Here is a 19,304-nt window from a genome sequence, read left to right as displayed (position 1 = left end):
TCGGGCGCCGGAGCAGCAAGGGTTGCGTCGGTCATCGGGCGGCTCCGGACAGAGAAGCGCCCGCCCCTTTCTCAAAGGGCGGGCGCGGGTGTCAGATCACTGGACGTTGGCGCCGACGACGGCGTCCCACTGCTCGGAAACCACTTTCTTGTTGGCTTCCTGCTGTTCCACGGTCGGGAACACGGCGCGGGCATAGCCCTCGGCCGGGGGCAGCTTGTCCAGCATCTCTTGCGGGATCTTGCCGGCTTCGGTCATCGCCACGAAACGGGCGGGGTGGCAGTAGCCAGCCAGCCAGCCAAGCTGACCTTCGTCCGAATAGAGGTATTCCATCCACAGCTTCGCAGCGTTCGGATGCGGGGCGTAGGCCGAGATCGCCTGCACGTAGACGCCAGCAAGGCTCGGGCCTTCCGGGATCACGATTTCCATCGGCGGGTTGCCCGCGAGGCTGTCACGCCAGGCCAGCAGGTTGTAGTCCCAGGCAGCGACGATCGGGGTCTGGCCCTGCGCGATGGTGCCGGTCTTGCCCGCAACCGGAACGAAGTTCCCGGCCTTGTTCATTTCCGCCATCAGCTCGAGGCCCAGCTTGCCCGACTCTTCGCCCGGCTCGCCGCCGCGCGACATGCCGGCTGACATGACGCCGAGGATCGCCTGGTTGGAGGCGCGCGGGTCGCCGGTCAGCGCGAAGGAGGCCGCGTATTCGCTGTTCAGCAGGTCTTCCCACTTGGTCGGAACGGTCTCGATCAGGTCGGTGTTCACGCCGAAGGCCATCACGCCGTAGTAGTCGGCATACCAGTGGCCATCGGGGTCCTTCACCTCGGCCGGGATCTCATCCCAGGTCGAGACCTTGTAGGGCATCAGCAGCCCTTCGGCCTGCGCCTGCGGACCGAAGGCCAGGCCCACGTCCAGAACGTCCGGCGCCTGCGGGCCGGTGTTGTCCTTGTTGGCGCGAACCGCTTCCAGCTCGTCCGCCGAACCCGCATCCGGGTTCAGTTCGTTCACGGTGATTTCCGGGTACTTCGCCTTGAAGCCCTCGATCACGGCGCCATAGCCGCACCAGTCATGCGGCAGGGCGATGGTGGTCAGCATGCCTTCGGCTTTGGCAGCAGCTTCCAGCTCGGCCAGCGACTGGGCCGAGACCATCGCGGTCGAGGCCAGCAGCGCGGCAAGGGCAATGGCGCCCGACGCTTTCACGGTCGATTTCATTTCAAACTCCCTAAAGGTCCGGTTGGATCAGAGGGGCCCTGCGGTGAGAACCGGAGGGCCGATGTCCGGACGCCTATCTCTCGGATACGTCAATCATGTGACAGCAGCTAAGCGCGGGACGCGCCGTCTGGCAACAGTCTCGTTCGCAGGCAAACGAAAGCAGAACCTCTGGCGCGATGTGCTGCTATTGCGGGCAGAAGCCGTGATGGCGTAAGGACTTGGCTTGGGGGGCAGGGCGGCGAATCTGCGCGTTCAACCTGTGGGTGAAGGGCGGGCCCGGCCGAATCGGTCGATTCGTCTGCGCTGCCGCTCAGGCTCCGGCAAAGGCCCGGGTCAGCGCGCTCACGGGAGATGCCAGATCCGCGATCACGTCGAAATGGTGCCGGCCAGGCACCTCGACCAGCCGCATCTCGGTGTCGAACCCGGCCCAGGCATTGGCGATCAGCGCCGACTGGCGGCGAAACTCCGGCCGCTCTGCCGCGCCGACCCAAGCGGTCAGCCGCGTTCCGGGGCGCGGTTCGGCAAGGGCAGGGCTCTCCGCCCGCGCTTCCTCCAGCGTCAGCCCCAGCACGTCGTTCATCTGCGTCGCCAGCAGCGGGCGCAGGTCATGCACGCCGCTGATGCTCAGCACATGTTCCACCCGCGCCACCACCGCCTCGGGCAACGGCGTGTCCGTGCAAACCATCCGCGCCACCAGATGCCCGCCTGCCGAATGCCCTGCCAGCCGCACAGGCCCGGGCACCAGCGCAGCGGCGTGGGTAATCGCCCGCGCCACCGCCGCGGTGATCTCCGAAATCCGTGCCTCCGGCGCCAGCGGATAGGAGGGCAGGGCGACCGCCCATCCCTGCGCCCGCGCCCCCGCCGCCAGATGCGACCAGACCGACTTGTCGAAGGCCTTCCAGTAGCCGCCATGCACGAAGACACAGAGCCCGCCCGGCGCCCTCTCCGGCAGGAACAGGTCCAGCCGCTCACGCGGCCCCGCGCCATAGGCGATGTCGATCTGCCCGCCCGCCGCCTCCCGGAACGCCTCCGCCTCGGCCTGCCAGTGTGGCACGAAACCCTCCGCACCCGGAATATGGGCCCCGTTGGCATAGGCATCGTCCCAGTCGCGCATCGCCTGTCTCCCATCCTGGCCCGGGCCACATTCCCCAACCCGCAGCGCCGCCGCAAGGCCCCGCATGCCGTCCCGATATCCCAAAAACGGCAGAACCCGGCCGGTTTCGGAACAGCGGCCGCGCGAAATCTCGCGCGTGCAGCATTCCGGGGCCCCGCCACGCAGAACCCTCTTGCTTTTTGGCCATGTCAGGCGACATAGCGCCCCTGATACATCCATCCCGTGGAGTCCCGCCTTGCGCCGTCCCGCCCCGTTCCGCCCCATCTTCCGTCTCGCGGCGCTCGTCGCGCTGGCGCTGCCCCTCGCCGCCACCGCCGAGACGGTGACCCAGGTCTCGGCCGAAACCGCCGCGCCCTTCAACCCGGCCCTCGCCGCGCCGCAGCCGTTCTCGTTCGAGCTGCTGGCCGAACGGGCCAAGGCACTGGCCGCCGCGCCCTATCAGGCCCCGAAGGTGGCGCAGCCCGAGGTGCTGGAGCGGATCGACTATGACGCACATTGGCGCATCCGCTTCCGGCCCGAGGCCACCGTCAAGGTCGGCGAGGTGCCGGTGCAGTTCTTCCACCTCGGCACCTATTTCCGCAGCCCGGTAAAGATGGCCATGGTCGAGGGCGACCAGTCGCGCGAGGTGGTCTATGACCCGCGCTTCTTCGACATGCCCGAGGACAGCCCGGCCCGCGACCTCACGGAAGGCACCGGCTTTGCCGGCTTCCGCCTGATGCGCGAGGATCTGAAGACCGACTGGATCAGCTTCCTCGGCGGCGCCTATTTCCGCACCGATGGCGCGCTGCGCCAATACGGGCTCTCGGCCCGCGGCCTCGCGCTCGACACCGGCCTTGGCACCCCCGAGGAATTTCCCCGCTTCACCGAGTTCTACATCGAGAAGCCCGCCGATGGCTCCTCGGACGTGGTGATCCACGCTCTGATGGACAGCCCCTCCGTCACCGGCGCCTACCGGATTAAGACCACGAATGCCGAGGGCAAGGGCCAGGTCATGGAAATCTCCAGCCGCCTGTTCTTCCGCGCCCCGGTCGAACGGCTGGGGATCGGCCCGCTGACCTCGATGTTCTGGTATTCCGAAACCAACCGCGTGCTCGGCTTCGACTGGCGCCCCGAGGTGCATGACACTGACGGGCTGATGATGGTCATGGGCAATGGCGAGCAGATCTGGCGCCCGCTGAACAACCCGGCCCGCGTCGTCACCTCGAGCTTCTTCGGGCAGGACATCAGAGGTTTCGGCCTGATCCAGCGCGACCGCAACTATGCCAATTACGAGGATGACGGGGTCTTCTACGACAAGCGCCCCGCCGTCTGGATCGAGCCGCTGTCGGGCTGGGGCAAGGGCGCCGTGCAACTTGTCGAGATCCCGACCAATGACGAGATCTACGACAATATCGTCGCCTTCTGGAACCCGGCCGATCAGCCACAGGCCGGCAGCGCGATGCAGTTCGACTACAAGATGCATTGGGGCATCGACGCGCCGGTCGAAACGCCGCTCGCCCGCACCGTCGCCACCCGCATTGGCGCCGGCGGCATCCCGGGCCATCCGCGCCCGCCGGGGCACCTCAAGATGGTGCTGGATTTCGAGGGTCCCGCAGTCAAGGGCCTCGGCCAGCAGGACGGCGTGACGCCTGAGATCACCCTGCCCGAAGGGGTAGAGCTGGTGCAGGCCTACACCCTGCCGGTGGTGGGCACCGACCGCTGGCGGCTGATCTTCGACATCGCCGCCCCGGGGGTGGAGACGGTGGACATGCGCGCCTATCTGTCGCGCAACGGCGCGCCTCTCACCGAAACCTGGCTCGGTCAGGTCCAGCCCGCGCAATACGACCGCGCCCGGTAAGGGCGCCAAGACTCGCTCCCCCGTACGTCCCCCTCTTCTTTGCCCAAATATCCCGGGGGTGCGGGGGCAGCGCCCCCGCGCGGGGGCGGCGGCCCGGGCCATCGACCGCGTCGCTGTGTCACCCGCCAAAGCCCCGGAATTCCGTTCTTTTAAGGCCGTTTCGGACCTGTTCCGATTGACGCATTCCCATGCCTCGGCCATAGGGAAGCAGGACCCGCTGCGGCACCGTAGCGGGGGGTGAACTGAATGTGAGGGAGGACGGCTATGGGTGGTTTACTAACCCTGTCTGCAGTCATCGACCGGGTGAATGAGATCATCGGAAAGGCCGTGTCCTGGCTGATCCTGGTGGCGGTGCTGGTCAGCGCCACCAATGCGGTGATCCGCAAGACGATGAACGTATCGTCGAATTCCTGGCTGGAACTGCAATGGTATCTGTTCGGCGCGGCGTTCCTGCTGGCGGCGGCCTACACGCTGAAGCAAAACGAGCATATCCGCATCGACATCGTTTATGGCGCCTTCTCGCGCCGGGTGCAGCACTGGATCGACCTCTTCGGCCATGTGTTCTTCCTGATGCCTTTCCTGGTGCTGATGATCTATCTGTTCATCCCCTATGTCTCGATGTCGATCCGCTCGGGGGAGATGTCCAACAACTCGGGCGGGCTGGTAATCTGGCCGGCCAAGGCGCTGCTGCTGGCAGGCTTCACGCTGCTGTTTTTTCAGGGCATTTCCGAGATCATCAAGAAGATCGCGGTGATGCGCGGGCTGATGGACGATCCCACCCCCTTCATCTCTGCCCATGAGGCAGCCGAGAAGGAAGGCGCAGCGCTGGTGGAGGAGATCCGCAAATGATGGAGTTCATCGCGCAGAACATGGCGCCGATCATGTTCCTGTCGCTGATCGGCTTTTTGCTGGTCGGCTATCCGGTCGCCTTCGCGCTGGCCGCCAATGGTCTTCTGTTCTTCTTCATCGGGGTCGAGCTTGCGCCGATGTCGGGCGGCTCGATCAACCTCAGCTGGCCCTTGCTCAACGCGATGCCTGAACGGATGTGGGGGGTGATGTCGAACGAGACGCTGCTGGCGATCCCGTTCTTCACCTTCATGGGCATCTTGCTGGAACGCTCGGGCATGGCCGAGGATCTGCTGGATACCATCGGCCAGCTCTTCGGCCCGGTGCGCGGCGGCCTCGCCTATGCGGTGATCATCGTCGGCGCGCTGCTGGCCGCCACCACCGGCGTCGTTGCCGCCTCGGTGATCGCGATGGGGCTGATCTCGCTGCCGATCATGCTGCGCTATGGCTATGACCGGCGCATCGCCTCGGGCGTCATCGCCGCCTCGGGCACGCTGGCGCAGATCATCCCGCCCAGCCTTGTGCTGATCGTTCTGGCCGACCAGCTCGGCCGGTCGGTGGGCGACATGTACAAGGGCGCGCTGATCCCCGGCATGGTGCTGACTGCGCTCTACATGGGCTATGTCTTCGTGATGTCGGTGTTCCGCCCCGCCTCGATGCCGGCGCTGCCGCTCGAGGCGCGGACCCTCGGCAATGGCGTCACCTCGCTGGCCGTCGCGCTGGCGGTCTGCATGGCCATCGGCTACGGCACCCATGTCTGGCTGGCCCCGACCCACGGCGCAAATGCCGACATTCTGGGCGCGGCGGCGGCGGTGATCTTCATCTACATCGTCGCCCTGCTCGACAAGGGCCTGAAGATCAACGCGATGTCGCGGCTGGCGCAGCAGGTCATCATCGTGCTGATCCCGCCGCTGGCGCTGATCTTCCTCGTGCTTGGCACCATCTTCCTCGGCATCGCCACGCCGACCGAGGGCGGCGCGATGGGCGCGGTGGGGGCGCTGTTCCTGGCAGCCGTCAAGGGCCGGCTCAGCCTGACCGTCATCACCCAGGCGCTGGCCTCGACCACGCGGCTCTCGGCCTTCGTCATGTTCATTCTGATCGGCGCGCGGGTATTCTCGCTGACCTTCTACGGGGTCAACGGGCATATCTGGGTCGAGCATCTGCTGACCTCGCTGCCGGGCGGCGAGACCGGGTTCCTGATCGCGGTGTCGGTGCTGGTGTTCTTCCTGGCCTTCTTCCTCGACTTCTTCGAGCTGGCCTTCATCATCGTGCCGCTGCTGGCCCCCGCGGCCGAGAGCCTTGGCATCGACCTGATCTGGTTCGGGGTGATCCTCGGGGTGAATATGCAGACCTCGTTCATGCACCCGCCCTTCGGCTTTGCGCTGTTCTTCCTGCGATCGGTCGCGCCGAAATCACCCTATGTCGACAAGGTCACCGGGATCACGATGCAGCCCGTGACCACGGCGCAGATCTACTGGGGGGCCGTGCCCTTCGTGTTCATCCAGATCGTGATGATCGCGGTGGTGATCTCGTTCCCGCAGATGGTGATGCATTACAAGGGGCCGGTCATCGACACTTCGAACGTGACCATCACCTTGCCGCAGATGCCCGGCCTCGGTGCTGGCGGGCTTGGGGGCGGCTTGGGCGGAGGCCTCGGCGGCGGCTTGGGCGGAGGTCTGGGAGCGCCCGGCGCTGCCCCGGCCCCGGGGGCAGCTCCCGCTCCTGCGCCGGCCGTACCGGGCCTCGGGCTCCCGCCCGGGCTGCAGGCACCTGCACCGGCGAACTGAGAGGCCTTCGGCCCCTGCGACCAGACCGGCGGCCCGAAAGGGCCGCCGGCCTTCGTTCGGGAGGCCGCCAGACACGTTTTACCCTCTTGCCCGGAACAAGGCGCTTTAGTGCCGCCGGGCAGCGCCCGTCCGCCCCCTCGGGTAGGCGCTTGTTGGGCCGCACCATAGAGTGCCTAGAATGGGCGTTGCAGCGCCCACCCGGCGGACAGGCGCTACCCTATGACAGCAACTACCCCCAAACAAAAAACCCCCGGAGCGCCAAACGCTCCGGGGGCCCTGTCATGCCATAACCTGCTCTGATCTCAGAGCTTGCCGGCGTTCTGCTGCACCATCATGAAGGTGTCATAGTTGTACTCGGCGATCTGGGCCCAGGTGTAGTTCTCGGACCGGAAGGCCTTGATGGATTCCCAGATCTTCTTGAAAGCCGGGTTGGTGGCTTCCATCTCGGCATAGACTTCGTTGGCTGCCTCGAAGCAGGCCGACAGGATCTCGGGGCTGAACGGGCGCAGCTGGGTGCCTTGCGCGACCAGCGACTTGATCGCGGCCGGGTTCTTGTAGTCGTACTTCTGCAGCATGTCGGCATCGGTCGCCTGGCAAGCGGTGCGCAGCAGCGACTGATAGGCCGGCGGCAGCCCCTCATAGGCGCCCTTGTTGAAGAAGAAGTGGACCGTCGGGCCACCTTCCCACCAGCCGGGGTAGTAGTAGTAGGGCGCGACCTTGAAGAAGCCGAGCTTCTCATCGTCATACGGGCCGACCCATTCGGCGGCGTCGATGGTGCCTTTTTCCAGCGACGGATAGATGTCGCCGCCCGCGATCTGCTGCGGCACGACGCCGAGGCGTTCCATGACCTTGCCGGCAAAGCCGCCGACGCGCATCTTCAGGCCCTTCATGTCCTCGACGGTGTTGATCTCCTTGCGGAACCAGCCACCCATCTGCACGCCGGTATTGCCGCCGGGCAGGGCGAAGATGTTATGCTGCGCCAGGAACTCGTTGTAGAGGTCGATGCCGCCGCCGTGGTAATGCCAGGCGTTGATGCCGCGCGCCGAGAGCGAGAACGGAACCGCAGCCGCCACGGCAAACGTGGGATCTTTCCCCCAGTAGTAGTAGCCGACGGTGTGGCACGCCTCGACGGTACCATTGGTCACCGCATCCGCAGCCTGCAGGCCCGGGACGATCTCACCGGCCGCGAAGGGCTGGATGGTGAAGTTGCCGTCGGTCGCCTCGGTCAGGTACTTGGCCAGCACGTCAGCGCCGCCATAGATGGTGTCCAGCGATTTGGGGAAAGACGAGGTCAGCCGCCAGGTGACCTTCGGGTTGGCCTGCGCGATGGCGGGCGCGGCAAGCGTGGCCGCTGCGGCCGCGCCGGCGCCGCCAATGGCGGCCTTTGTCAGAAATGAACGACGGTCCATGGAATCCTCCCAGTTATGGCACTCATGCTGCAGTCCGGTTGGGGGTAAGCCCACGGGCGTTGCCGCCTCCTCCCCGGAGAGTTGCGCGATCACCTTACACGGCGCAGGCGGTCTGTCCAGCGCGCGCGAAGGCCTTGGCAGCGCTCACTTTGCGCGGCGCAAGAGCGCAGGGGGGCGGCGCCGGGTGCGGCACTGGCATTCGGGCTCAGATGCCCGGCTTCTGGGCGAAGGAATGCGGCGCTGCCCAAGAAAGCGGCGCGGGCATTGGTGCGTGAAGAACGCCGCTTAACCCTGTGCAGGCGCTTGGGAATCAGCCTGCCGGCGCAGGGCCGAGGGGCTGATGTCATAGCGGCTGCGAAACGCCCGGGCGAGCGTGCCGGCCGAGGAGAATCCAGTGGCCGCGGCGATGGCTGCCAGCGGCTCTGTCCCCGCCTCGACAAGGGCCCGCGCGGCCGCCAGCCGCAGGTCCAGCGCATAGGCGCCGGGGCCGGTGCCAAGCTCGGCCCGGAACAGCCCTTCGAGCCGACGGGAGGAGATGCCAAGGCCCTGCGCGATGGCGGCGGCGCTTTGCGGGGCGGCGATGCTGGCCTGCATCTGGGCGATAGCTGCCGCCACCCGCGGGTCGCCGCCGGTGCCGCTGGTCGTCGCCGGGGCGGATGCCGACACGGGCCAGCCGAGCCGCGCGGCGACCTCGCCCGCCGGATCGGCCCCATGCCGGGCGCGCAGCATCTGCAGCATCATGCCGGTGCCGCCAAGTGGGGTCGCGGCGGTCATCCGGCTCTTGGCCCAGGCCCAGGGCGCGGCGGTCGCGGCAACGGCGGGATGGGCGGCGACCAGGTCGGCGGCGGCCTCCGGCGTGCAGGCAACCTTGATCCCGTCCAACTCGCCCGTGGCGGCCAGCACCCGCACGCCGCCCCCGACCGCGCCCAGACAACCGATCTGCGGCACGACCCGCCGGATCGGCCGCAGCAACGCACGCGAGTCCATCCAGCCCTGCCACGGCCCCGCCAGCACGATCAGCGCATCGGCGCCTGCGGCATCGGGGGTGCTTCCGGCATAGGCAGGCTCGCTGCCATCGGCCAGCGGCGCCCCCAGGCTCGCCGAAGACAGCAGTCGCCAGACATAGGCCTCATGCTCAAGCACCGCATTCGCCTCGCGCAGCGGGTCGATCACCGCCGCGATGGCCAGCATCGGCGTCTGCGGCAGGACAAGCAGGGCGATGACCTGCGCGGCGGGGAGGGGCGTGCTCTCGGACATGTGAATGGGTTAGGTGCTTGCCCTGTTTCGCGCAAGGCTCTTGTGCGGGCGCAGCGAACGGCCGGTGCAGGCGCCAGCCGAAAGCGGCATCGGCGCGTCGCAAATGGAAGGGCTGCCGCGCGCGCGCGGTGGTGCATTCGGCCCCGCGGGCAGAGCGGAGAATGCGCATGGGCGCGGTGGCACAAGATGCGGCGGGCTATGACTATGTGATCGTCGGCGCCGGATCGGCGGGCTGCGTGCTGGCGGATCGGCTGACCGCCTCCGGCCGCCACCGGGTGCTGCTGCTGGAGGCAGGGGGCAGCGACCGGCGGCTGTTCGTGCAGATGCCCTTGGGCTATGGCAAGCTGTTCCATGACCCCGCGGTGAACTGGTGCTACCGGACCGAGCCTGATCCGGGCCTTGCCGGGCAGGCCGATCACTGGCCGCGGGGCAAGCTGCTGGGGGGATCGTCCTCGATCAACGCGATGGTCTGGATCCGCGGGCATTCCAGCGATTATGACGACTGGCAGGCGGCGGGCAATCCGGGCTGGGGGTGGGCGGACGTGCTGCCCGCCTACCGCGCCATCGAGGATTGGGAGGGCGGCGCCGACGACTGGCGCGGCGCCGGCGGCCCGCTGCATGTCAGCGCCAACCGGCGTGACCTGCATCCGCTGACCCATGCCTATCTGCGCGCCTGTGCCGCCGCTGGCATCCCAGAGACGCCCGACTTCAACGGCGCTTCGCAAGAAGGCGCCGGCGTCTACCAGCTGACGGTTAAGGGCGGGCGGCGGATGTCGGCAGCCCGCGCCTTCCTGCGCCCGGCGATGCGGCGCGCGAACCTGACGGTGCGCACCCATGCGCAGGCCACCCGCGTGATCTTCGAGGGCCGCCGCGCCACCGGTGTCGAATACCGCCACAAGGGCGCGCTGCATGTGGCACGGGCGGGGCGGGAGGTGATCCTGTCGGGCGGCGCCGTCAATACGCCGCAGCTTCTGATGCTGTCGGGCGTAGGGCCGGGGGCGGATCTCGCCGCGCTCGGCCTGCCGGTGCTGCTCGACAATGCCAATGTGGGCGGCAACCTCTGCGACCATCAGGGGCTCAACTACACCTGGCGGATGAAGACCCGCACGCTGAACGAGGTGCTGCGGCCCTGGTGGGGCAAGGCGTTGGTCGGGGCGCGCTGGCTGCTGACCGGGCGCGGGCCGCTGGCGATGTCGATCAACCAGGGCGGCGGCTTCTTCCGCACCGCCCCCGGCCTGAGCCGCCCCAACATGCAGCTCTACATGCAGGCCTTCTCCACGCTGATCCCCCGCGCAGGCGAGCGTCCGGTGCTGACCCCCGACCCGTTCCCCGGCCTGTCGCTTGGCCTCTCGAACTGTCGCCCCACCAGCCGCGGCCGCATCAGCCTGCGCAGCGCCGATCCCTTTGCCGCCCCGCGCATCACCGCGAACGCCTATTCCACCGAGGCGGATGTGGCCGAGATGCTGGCGGCGGTGAAGATGCTGCGCAAGATCGCGGCGCAGCCGCCCTTGGCCGATCTGATCGCCGAGGAGCTGCGTCCCGGCCCCGTGGTGGCGGATGACGAGGCGCTGATCGCCGACTTCCGCGCCCGCAGCGGCACCGTCTATCACGCCAGCTGCTCGGCGCGGATGGGGCCGGATGCGGCGGGCTCGGTGGTGGATGCGCGGTTGCGCGTGCACGGGCTGTCGGGGCTCAGGGTCTGCGATGCCTCGGCCTTCCCCACGCTGATCGGCGGCAATACCAACGCGCCCGCGATCCTGATGGGCTGGAAGGGCGCCGAGATGATCCTTGAGGATGCGGGCTGACTTGCCGCGCGGCGCGATCTGTCGCAAAGCGCGGGGGAACAGGATGGGCGGGCAGGCATGGCACTTCTTCTGGGCGTCGATACCGGCGGCACCTTCACCGATGCGGTGCTGCTGCGTGAGGGGCAGGGCGTGCTGGCCAAGGCCAAGGCCCTGACCACCCGCGCCGACCTGTCACTGGGGATTGGCGCGGCCATCGACGCTGTGCTGGCGGGCACCGATCCTGCGCAGGTCGCCATGGTCTCCCTCTCCACCACCCTCGCCACCAATGCGCTGGTCGAGGGGCAGGGCGGGCGCGCGGCCCTCGTCGCCATCGGCTTTTCCGAGGCCGACCTGGCCCGCGCCGGCCTCGCCGAGGCGATGCGCGGCGACCCGGTGATCCGCATCGCCGGCGGGCATGGCGCAGGCGGGACGGAGGCTGCGCCGCTGGATCTTGCCGCGCTGAAGGCCGCGCTGGAGGGCCTTGAGGTCTCCGCCTTCGCCGTGGCCGCGGCCTTCGCCACCCGCAACCCGGCGCATGAGCTGGCCGCCGCCAACCTGCTGCGCGCGCAGGGCTGGCCCGTCACCTGCTCGCATCACCTCTCCGCCCGGCTGAACGGGCCGAAGCGCGCGCTGACGGCGGTGCTGAATGCGCGCCTTCTGGACATGATCGCCCGGCTGATCGACGCCTGCGAGGGGCACCTTGCCCGCCGCGGCATCAGCGCCCCGCTGATGGTGGTGCGGGGTGATGGCGCGCTGATCTCGGCGGGCCAGGCGCGCGAGCGGCCCATCGAGACCATCCTCTCCGGCCCCGCGGCGTCCATTGAGGGCGCGCGCTGGCTGACCGGGATGGCCGAGGCGCTGGTGGCGGACATTGGCGGCACCACCACCGATGTGGCGCTGCTGCGCGGCGGGCGCCCCGCCATCGACCCGGACGGCGCCCGCGTCGGCCCCTGGCGCACGATGGTCGAGGCGGTGGCGATGCGCACCACCGGTCTTGGCGGCGACAGCGAGGTGCATCTGGCCGAGGGGCTGGTGCCGCTGGGGGATACCGGCCTGCGCCTTGGCCCGCGGCGTCTGATCCCGGTGTCGCTGCTGGCGGTGGATCATAGCCAGATGGTCCACGCCACGCTCGATGCTGCGCTGGCGACCGAGATCCCCGCCGCCGAGGCCGGCCGCTTCGTGCTGCCGATGGCGACCGAGGCCCCGGGGCTGGACGCGCGCGAGGCGGCGCTGCTGGCACGGCTGGCGGGGCAGGCTCAGCCGCTGGGAAAGGCGCTCGGCTCCCGCATGGATCAGGCGGCGTTGCAAAGGCTGTGGTCGCGGGGCCTCGTGATGATCGCCGGGGTCACGCCCTCCGACGCCTCCCATGTGCTGGGGCGGCTGGCGGTCTGGGACACGGGCGCCGCCGAAAAGGCCCTCGCCCTCATGGCCCGCCGGCGCAGCGCAAAGGGCGAGCGCATTGCGGCGGGGGCAGGGGCGCTGGCCGCGCGCATCATCGACCAACTCACCGCGCAGACGGTGGACTGCCTGCTGGAGGCCGCGCTGGCCGAAGACGGCTTCACTGCCGCCCCCGCCGACCCGCTGCTGCGCGCCGCGCTCTCGGGGCACAGCGGCACGCTGCGGATGCAGGCATCCCTCGGTGTGCCCCTGATCGGCCTCGGCGCCTCCGCCGCCAGCTACTACGGCGCGGTGGCCGACCGCCTGCACACCCCGGTAATCCTGCCGCCCGATGGCGATGTCGCCAATGCCATCGGCGCGGTGGTGGGCCGCGTCTCCATGCATGCCGAGGCGCTGGTCTCCAGCCCCGGCCCGGGCCGCTTCGTGGCCCACCTGCCCGACGGCCCCGCCGCCTATCCCGACCCCGAAACCGCGCTCAAAGCCCTCGCCCCCGCGCTGGAGGCAAAGGCCCGCGCCGCCGCCGCCGCCGCGGGCCTGCCCGACCCGCAGATCACCCGCGACGAGCAGCGCCGCGAGGCCCAGATCGAGGGGCAAACCGTCTTCATTGAAGCCAAACTGCGCATCACCGCCTCCGGCCGCCCCAGACAGACCCGGGACTGATCCCCTCTTCTTTGTCTAAATATCCTCGGGGGGTGCGGGGGGCAGACGGCCCGCCGCCGCTGGCCACAAGCGCCACGCTACCCGTGCTTCACCATCACATGCCGCACCACGGTGTAATCCTCCAGCGCATAGGCCGACAGGTCCTTGCCATAGCCCGACTGTTTCAGCCCGCCATGGGGCATCTCGTTGACCAGCATGAAATGCGTGTTGACCCAGGTGCAGCCGTAGCGCAGCCGCGCCGCCGTTGCCATCGCGCGGCCGACATCGCGGGTCCAGACCGAGCTTGCCAGCCCGTAATCGCTGTCATTGGCCCAGTCCACCGCCTGATCGACATCGTCGAAGGGCGTGACCGACACTACCGGCCCGAACACCTCGCGCCGCACGATCTCGTCGCTCTGCCGGGCCCCGGCGATCACGGTGGGGCGGTAGAAGAAGCCGCCGCCATTGCCCATGACCTCGCCGCCCGCCGTCACCTCCATATGGCTCTGCTCTCGGGCGCGTTCGACGAAGCTGGCGACCCGGTCGCGCTGGCGCAGGGAAATCAGCGGCCCGATCTCGTTGGCCGTATCATCCTCGAGCCCGAGCGCGATGCTGGACACTGCCGAGGACAGATCCGCCACCAGCCGCTCATAGACCTTCTTCCCGGCATAGATCCGGCAGGCGGCGGTGCAGTCCTGCCCGGCATTGTAATAGCCAAAGGCGCGCAGCCCCTCGACCACCTCGGAAATGTCCGCATCGTCGAACACCACGACGGGCGCCTTGCCGCCAAGCTCCAGATGCGTCCGCTTCACCGATTTCGCCGCGGCATCGAGCATCTTGCGGCCCGTCGCCACATCGCCGGTCAGCGAGATCATGTCCACCCCGGGATGGTTGATCAGGTAGCTGCCCACCGTCTGCCCGCGCCCGGGCAGGATGTTGACCACGCCCTCGGGCAGCACATCGGCCAGCACCCGCGCCAGTTTCAGCGCGGTCAGCGGCGTCTGCTCGGACGGCTTGAACACCACCGTGTTGCCGCCGCCGATGGCCGGGGCGAGCTTCCAGGCCATCATCATCAGCGGATAGTTCCAGGGTGCGATGCTGGCGATGACCCCCACTGCGTCGCGGCGGATCATGCTGGTATGCCCGGCCAGGTATTCGCCCGCGACGGTGCCGGACTGGCAGCGCACCGCGCCTGCGAAATAGCGGAAGCAATCGACGATGGCGGGCAGCTCGTCATTGGTGGCGGCATTGATCGGCTTGCCGCAGTTCAGCGCCTCCAGTGCCGCAAAGCCGCCCGCCTCGGCCTCGATCCGGTCTGCAATGGCGTGGAGGGCAGCGGAGCGTTCGGCAGGCGTGGTGCGCGACCAGCCGGCAAAGGCGGCGCGGGCGGCGGCCACCGCACGGTCCACCTGATCGGTCGAGGCTTCGGGCAGATCGAGGATCAGCTTGCCAGAGCGCGGGTTCAGCACCGGCTCGCCGGGCTCTTGCCCCGCCTCGAAGCTGCCGCCGATCAGCAGGTCGGTGTCGATTGTCAGGGTCTGGTCCTCGGTCATGGCACTCTCTTTCATTTGCCGCCCCCGGCGGTGTCTGCGCCGCCGCGGGTCAGGGTATAGGCGATGAGGATCGGCACGAAGGTGGCCGCAAAGACGACGATGGCGACGACATTGGTGACCGGGCGCTGCCGCGGGCGCACCAGTTCGTTCAGCATCCAGATCGGCAGGGTGCTTTGCTGGCCGGCGGTGAAGGTGGTGACGATCACCTCGTCAAAGGACAGCGCGAAGGCCAGCATCCCGCCAGCCAGCAAGGCGGAGCCGAGGTTGGGCAGGATCACGAAGCGGAAGGTCTGGAAGCCGTTGGCGCCAAGATCGGCGCTCGCCTCCAGCATCGAGCCGCCAAGCCGCCGGAACCGGGCCACGGCGTTGTTGTAGACGATGACCACGCAGAAGGTGGCATGCCCCAGCACGATGGTCAGGGTGGAGAACGGGATATCGGCAATGGCGAAGGCGGATCGCAGCGACATGCCGGTGATGATGCCGGGCAGGGCGATCGGCAGGATCACCAGCAATGAGATCGAGTCCCGCCCGAAGAACCGGGCCCGCGCCATCGCAGCGGCGGCCAGTGTTCCCAGCACCAGCGCCAGCGCAGTCGAGATCGCGGCGACCTTCAGCGACAGGTAGAGCGGCGGCCAGATGTCCGGCCGCTCCCACGCCACGCCGAACCATTTCAGCGTCAGGCCGGGGGGCGGGAACTGGTAGGTCCGCTCCTCGGTGGTGAAGGCGTAAAGGAAGATCAGTAGGATCGGCAGGTGCAGGAAGGCAAGCCCCGCCACCGCCGCAACCTTCAGCATCAATGGGGCGCGATCAGAGTGCATCGAACGCCCCCAGCCGCCGGGCCACGGCGAGATAGACCAGCATGATCAGGATCGGCACCACCGCAAAGGCCGCCGCCAGCGGGATATTCCCCGCCGTTCCCTGCAGCGTGTAGACCGCCTGCCCGATGAACAGCCGCGACGATCCGACGATCTGCGGGATGATGTAATCCCCCAGCGTCAGCGAGAAGGTGAAGATCGACCCGGCAATCACCCCCGGCATCGCCAGCGGCAGGATCACATGGCGGAAGGTCTGCCCCGGCCGCGCGCCAAGATCGCTGGAGGCTTCCAGCATCGTCGCCGGCACCCGCTCGAGCGAGGCCTGCATCGGCAGGATCATGAAGGGCAGCCAGACATAGAGGAACACCAGGAACGTGCCCATATAGCTGGTGGACAGCGAATTGCCCCCGATCACCGGGATCGCCAGCACCGCGTTCAGCAGGTTCCCTGCGCCAAGCCCCTCGAAGGCCCAGGTCACGATCCCCTCCTTCGCCAGGATCAGCTTCCAGGCATAGACCTTGACCAGATAGCTCGACCACAGCGGCAGCATCACGCCAAGGTAGAAGGCGGCCTTCCAGCGGCCCTTGGCATAGCGCGCCGCGTAATAGGCGATGGGGAAGGCCAGCACCGCCGAGGCAAGGGTGACCGCCGCCGCCATCGTCGCGGTGCGCAGGATCACATCGGCATTCGAGGGGCGCAGCAGTTCGGCATAGGTCTTCAGCGTCAGTTCCGGCACCACCATGCCGCTGAACTCGTCGATGGAATAGAAGCTCTGCCACAGAAGCGCGACCAGCGAGCCGACATAGACCACCCCCAGCCACAGCAGCGGCGGCGCCAGCAGCAGGGCAAGCAAGACCCAAGGGCGGCGCCAGAACAGGCCGGTCAGCCGGTCGCCCGGGCCGCGAGGGGGATGGGCCGGTTCAAGGGCTGCGCTCATTCCTCGCCCTCCATCGCATGCATCGCGCTGCGCTCCCATGTCAGGCGCACCGCCTCGCCGGGGGCCGGGACCGGCGCGCCTGCGGGCAGCAGCACGCCCAGATCCAAGCCCGCCTCCAGCGCCACGGCGACGCGGGTGCCCGCGCCCAGATAGCGCAGGGCGGTGACGGTGCCGGGGGTGCCTTCGCCCGCCAGCCGGATCGCCTCGGGCCGCAGGCTGGTCCAGCGCGCGGGGCCGCCGAGGCGGGCCGATTGCTCGGGGGACAGCACATTGGAGGAGCCGACGAAATCCGCCACGAAGCGCGTGGCGGGGCGCTCATACACCTCGGCGGGGCTGCCGGTCTGCACGATCTTGCCGCGGCTGAACACCGCCACGCGGTCGGCCATGCTCAGCGCCTCGCCCTGATCGTGGGTCACGAAGACGAAGGTGATGCCAAGCCGCTTTTGCAGGCTCTTCAGCTCATCTTGCATCGCCTCGCGCAGTTTCAGGTCCAGCGCGCCCAAGGGCTCATCCAGCAGCAGCACCCGCGGTTCGTTCACCAGCGCGCGCGCCAGTGCCACCCGCTGCCGCTGCCCGCCCGACAGCTGCCCGGGCTTCCGGCCGCCGAACTCCGGCAGATGCACCAGCGCCAGCATCTCCTCGGCCCGTGCCAGCCGCGTGCGCCGGTCCATGCCGCGCACCATCAGCCCGTAGGCGACATTGTCGCGCACGGTCATGTGGGGGAAGAGGGCGTAATCCTGAAACACCGTGTTCACATGGCGCCGGTTCGGCGGCACGGCACCCATGTCCTGCCCGAAGATGCGGATGGTGCCCTCGTTGGGGCTCTCGAACCCCGAGATCAACCGCAGGCAGGTGGTCTTGCCCGAGCCAGAGGGCCCGAGCATGGCGAAAAACTCCCCCTCGGCAATGGCCAGGCTCACGTCATCGACGGCGCGGACCGCCGCGGCGCCGCTGCCGAACTGGCGCGAGACATGGGTGAAGTCGACGGCAGCGATCATGGCAGGCTCTCCGATTGCCACCAATCCGGCAGCAGCTGCGCCAGGGGCAGCACGCGCGTTCCCGGCAGCAGCACGCGGGTTGCGGCATTGCCGGAGTCGATCTGCATCACCAGCTCGCGGCAGCGCCCGCAAGGGGCGACGACATGGCCAGCCGCATGGACCGCGACCATTGCCAGAACCCGGCTCTCCCCCGCGGTGACCATCGCGGCCACGGCGCCATGTTCGGCGCAAAAGCCGATGCCGCAGGCCGCGTCGATCGAGACGCCGCAGAACACCGCGCCGCTGCCCGCCAGGATCGCGGCGCCGACGGCTCCGGCCTCGACGGTCTTTCCAAGGCTGCGCGGCCGAGTCACCTCGCCAGCGCGCCGGATCAGCTCGGCATCGGTCATGGTTGGTCCTTCAAGCAGGAAAAAGGGGCGGCTCGGGGCCGCCCCCGGGGATCAGCGCCCGCCGATCACGCCGATATAGTCGCTGACCCAGCGGTAATAGGGCACGCAATCGCCGCCCGGGCAGCTGGCGACCGGGGTGGTCCAGAACTTGATGCGCTCGAAATCATCCAGCCCGTTCTTGGTGCAGCCCTCGGCGGTCTGCATCCCCGACCCGTCGGTGCAGGCGGCGGGGACGACCGGGTTGGCGCCAAACCAGACCGACAGGTCCGATTGCAGGTTCGAGGACAGGGTATGCTCCATCCACATATAGGCGCAGTTGGGGTTCTCGGCGTCGACATGCATCATCGTGGTATCGGCCCAGCCGGTCGCGCCTTCCTCGGGGATGGTGCTGGCGACGGGGAAGCCTTCGGATTGCAGCAGGTTCACCTGGAAGGGCCAGGAGCCGGAAGCCACGATGCCCTCGTTCTTGAAATCATCCATCTGGATGAAGGCGTCATGCCAGTAGCGCGCGACCAGTTCGCGCTGCCCGCGCAGAAGGTCCAGCGCTGCCTTGTACTGGTCTTCGGTCAGCTCATAGGGCGAGGTGATGCCCAGATCCGGCTGATGCACCATCAGGTATTGTGCGGCATCCGCCACATGGATCGGCCCGTCATAGGCCTGCACCCGGCCCTTGTTGGACTGGCCGTCCGGCAGGGTCATCTCCTCGAACACCACGTTCCACGAGGTGGGGGGCGTGTCGCCAAAGGCCTCGGTGTTGTACATCAGCACGTTCGGGCCCCAGGCATAGGGCACACCGTAATGCACGCCATCGACCGTGTGCCAGGGCGCGTCCTTCAGCCGGTCATCGACCGCGGACCAGGACGGGATCAGATCCACGTTCACCGGCTGCACCCGCTTGCCCGCCACCAGCCGCAGCGAGGCATCGCCCGAGGCGGTGACAAGATCGAACCCGCCCTCGTTCATCAGCGCCACCATCTCGTCCGAGGTGTTGGCAGTCTTGATGTTGACCTTGCAGCCAGAGGCCTCCTCGAAGCGGGTCACCCAGTCGAAGTCGGGCATGGTCTCGCCGCGCTCGATATAGCCGGGCCAGGCGACGATGTTGACCTGCCCCTCCGCCGCGCCGATCTCGGTCATCTGGGCGAGGGCGGGGTGCAGGGTTACAAGCAGGGCCAGCGCGGTGGTGCCGGCGAGGCGAAGGGCGGGTGTGGTGGTCTGACGGATCATGGGCAACTCCCTGTTGCAGCGCCGCGCGTTGGCGGCCATCGGGCCCGGGTTTTCCGGTGATGCCAAACGGTAAGTCCGGCGCCTGACCTTTCGCAAATGCAAAAGAATGAAGGC

15 protein-coding genes are annotated in these 19,304 nt (G+C 68.3%); 5 read left to right on the top strand and 10 right to left on the bottom strand.

What is annotated here, in order from left to right:
- Positions 1-96: 96 nt before the first annotated feature.
- Complete coding sequence (locus Q8S30_RS06755; RefSeq protein WP_371135478.1) at positions 97-1,140, bottom strand: ABC transporter substrate-binding protein; 1,044 nt, start codon at positions 1,138-1,140, stop codon at positions 97-99.
- A 373-nt stretch (positions 1,141-1,513) separates the two neighbouring features.
- Positions 1,514-2,317, bottom strand: coding sequence for an alpha/beta hydrolase (locus Q8S30_RS06750; RefSeq protein WP_305665261.1), 804 nt, complete (start codon positions 2,315-2,317; stop codon positions 1,514-1,516).
- Between the two features lie 235 nt (positions 2,318-2,552).
- Here Q8S30_RS06750 and Q8S30_RS06745 point away from each other — a divergent pair, with 235 nt between their 5' ends.
- The 3 genes from Q8S30_RS06745 to Q8S30_RS06735 all read left to right on the top strand — a co-directional run bounded on the left by Q8S30_RS06745 (position 2,553) and on the right by Q8S30_RS06735 (position 6,787).
- Entirely contained in the window at positions 2,553-4,154 is a 1,602-nt protein-coding gene (locus tag Q8S30_RS06745) for a glucan biosynthesis protein (protein ID WP_305665260.1), read from the top strand.
- A 264-nt stretch (positions 4,155-4,418) separates the two neighbouring features.
- Positions 4,419-5,003, top strand: coding sequence for a TRAP transporter small permease subunit (locus Q8S30_RS06740; protein WP_305665259.1), 585 nt, complete (start codon positions 4,419-4,421; stop codon positions 5,001-5,003).
- Positions 5,000-6,787, top strand: coding sequence for a TRAP transporter large permease subunit (locus Q8S30_RS06735; protein WP_305665258.1), 1,788 nt, complete (start codon positions 5,000-5,002; stop codon positions 6,785-6,787). The genes Q8S30_RS06740 and Q8S30_RS06735 overlap by 4 nt, the downstream gene beginning before the upstream one ends.
- 302 nt (positions 6,788-7,089) lie before the next feature.
- On the opposite strand, the gene Q8S30_RS06730 is transcribed toward Q8S30_RS06735, so the two are convergent.
- Together Q8S30_RS06730 and Q8S30_RS06725 are read right to left on the bottom strand one after the other, a co-directional pair.
- Positions 7,090-8,196, bottom strand: coding sequence for a TRAP transporter substrate-binding protein (locus tag Q8S30_RS06730; protein WP_305665257.1), 1,107 nt, complete (start codon positions 8,194-8,196; stop codon positions 7,090-7,092).
- Positions 8,197-8,481: 285 nt separating this feature from the next.
- Positions 8,482-9,453: a helix-turn-helix domain-containing protein gene (locus Q8S30_RS06725; protein WP_305665256.1), complete on the bottom strand. Its 972-nt coding sequence runs from the start codon at positions 9,451-9,453 to the stop codon at positions 8,482-8,484.
- A gap of 167 nt (positions 9,454-9,620) precedes the next feature.
- Here Q8S30_RS06725 and Q8S30_RS06720 point away from each other — a divergent pair, with 167 nt between their 5' ends.
- Complete coding sequence (locus Q8S30_RS06720; RefSeq protein ID WP_305665255.1) at positions 9,621-11,258, top strand: GMC family oxidoreductase; 1,638 nt, start codon at positions 9,621-9,623, stop codon at positions 11,256-11,258.
- A gap of 57 nt (positions 11,259-11,315) precedes the next feature.
- The gene (locus Q8S30_RS06715) at positions 11,316-13,295 is read left to right on the top strand and encodes a hydantoinase/oxoprolinase family protein (protein ID WP_305665254.1); all 1,980 of its coding nucleotides are present in this window, start codon (positions 11,316-11,318) and stop codon (positions 13,293-13,295) included.
- Between the two features lie 77 nt (positions 13,296-13,372).
- Here Q8S30_RS06715 and Q8S30_RS06710 read toward each other — a convergent pair whose 3' ends face one another.
- The 6 genes from Q8S30_RS06710 to Q8S30_RS06685 are packed head-to-tail and all read right to left on the bottom strand — an operon-like array spanning position 13,373 to position 19,190.
- Complete coding sequence (locus Q8S30_RS06710) at positions 13,373-14,803, bottom strand: gamma-aminobutyraldehyde dehydrogenase (protein ID WP_371135477.1); 1,431 nt, start codon at positions 14,801-14,803, stop codon at positions 13,373-13,375.
- Positions 14,804-14,838: 35 nt separating this feature from the next.
- Complete coding sequence (locus tag Q8S30_RS06705) at positions 14,839-15,621, bottom strand: ABC transporter permease (RefSeq protein WP_305665252.1); 783 nt, start codon at positions 15,619-15,621, stop codon at positions 14,839-14,841.
- Between the two features lie 13 nt (positions 15,622-15,634).
- Entirely contained in the window at positions 15,635-16,579 is a 945-nt protein-coding gene (locus tag Q8S30_RS06700; RefSeq protein WP_305665251.1) for an ABC transporter permease, read from the bottom strand.
- Entirely contained in the window at positions 16,576-17,577 is a 1,002-nt protein-coding gene (locus tag Q8S30_RS06695; protein WP_305665250.1) for an ABC transporter ATP-binding protein, read from the bottom strand. Before Q8S30_RS06695 ends, Q8S30_RS06700 begins: the two co-directional genes overlap by 4 nt.
- The gene (locus tag Q8S30_RS06690) at positions 17,574-17,966 is read right to left on the bottom strand and encodes a cytidine deaminase (RefSeq protein WP_305665249.1); all 393 of its coding nucleotides are present in this window, start codon (positions 17,964-17,966) and stop codon (positions 17,574-17,576) included. Before Q8S30_RS06690 ends, Q8S30_RS06695 begins: the two co-directional genes overlap by 4 nt.
- Positions 17,967-18,017: 51 nt before the next feature.
- Entirely contained in the window at positions 18,018-19,190 is a 1,173-nt protein-coding gene (locus Q8S30_RS06685) for an ABC transporter substrate-binding protein (RefSeq protein WP_305665248.1), read from the bottom strand.
- Positions 19,191-19,304 lie beyond the last annotated feature (114 nt).

It is taken from the genome of Frigidibacter sp. (genome assembly GCF_030695035.1).
Lineage (GTDB): Bacteria > Pseudomonadota > Alphaproteobacteria > Rhodobacterales > Rhodobacteraceae > Frigidibacter.
This window is presented reverse-complemented; position numbering and strand designations above follow the sequence as displayed.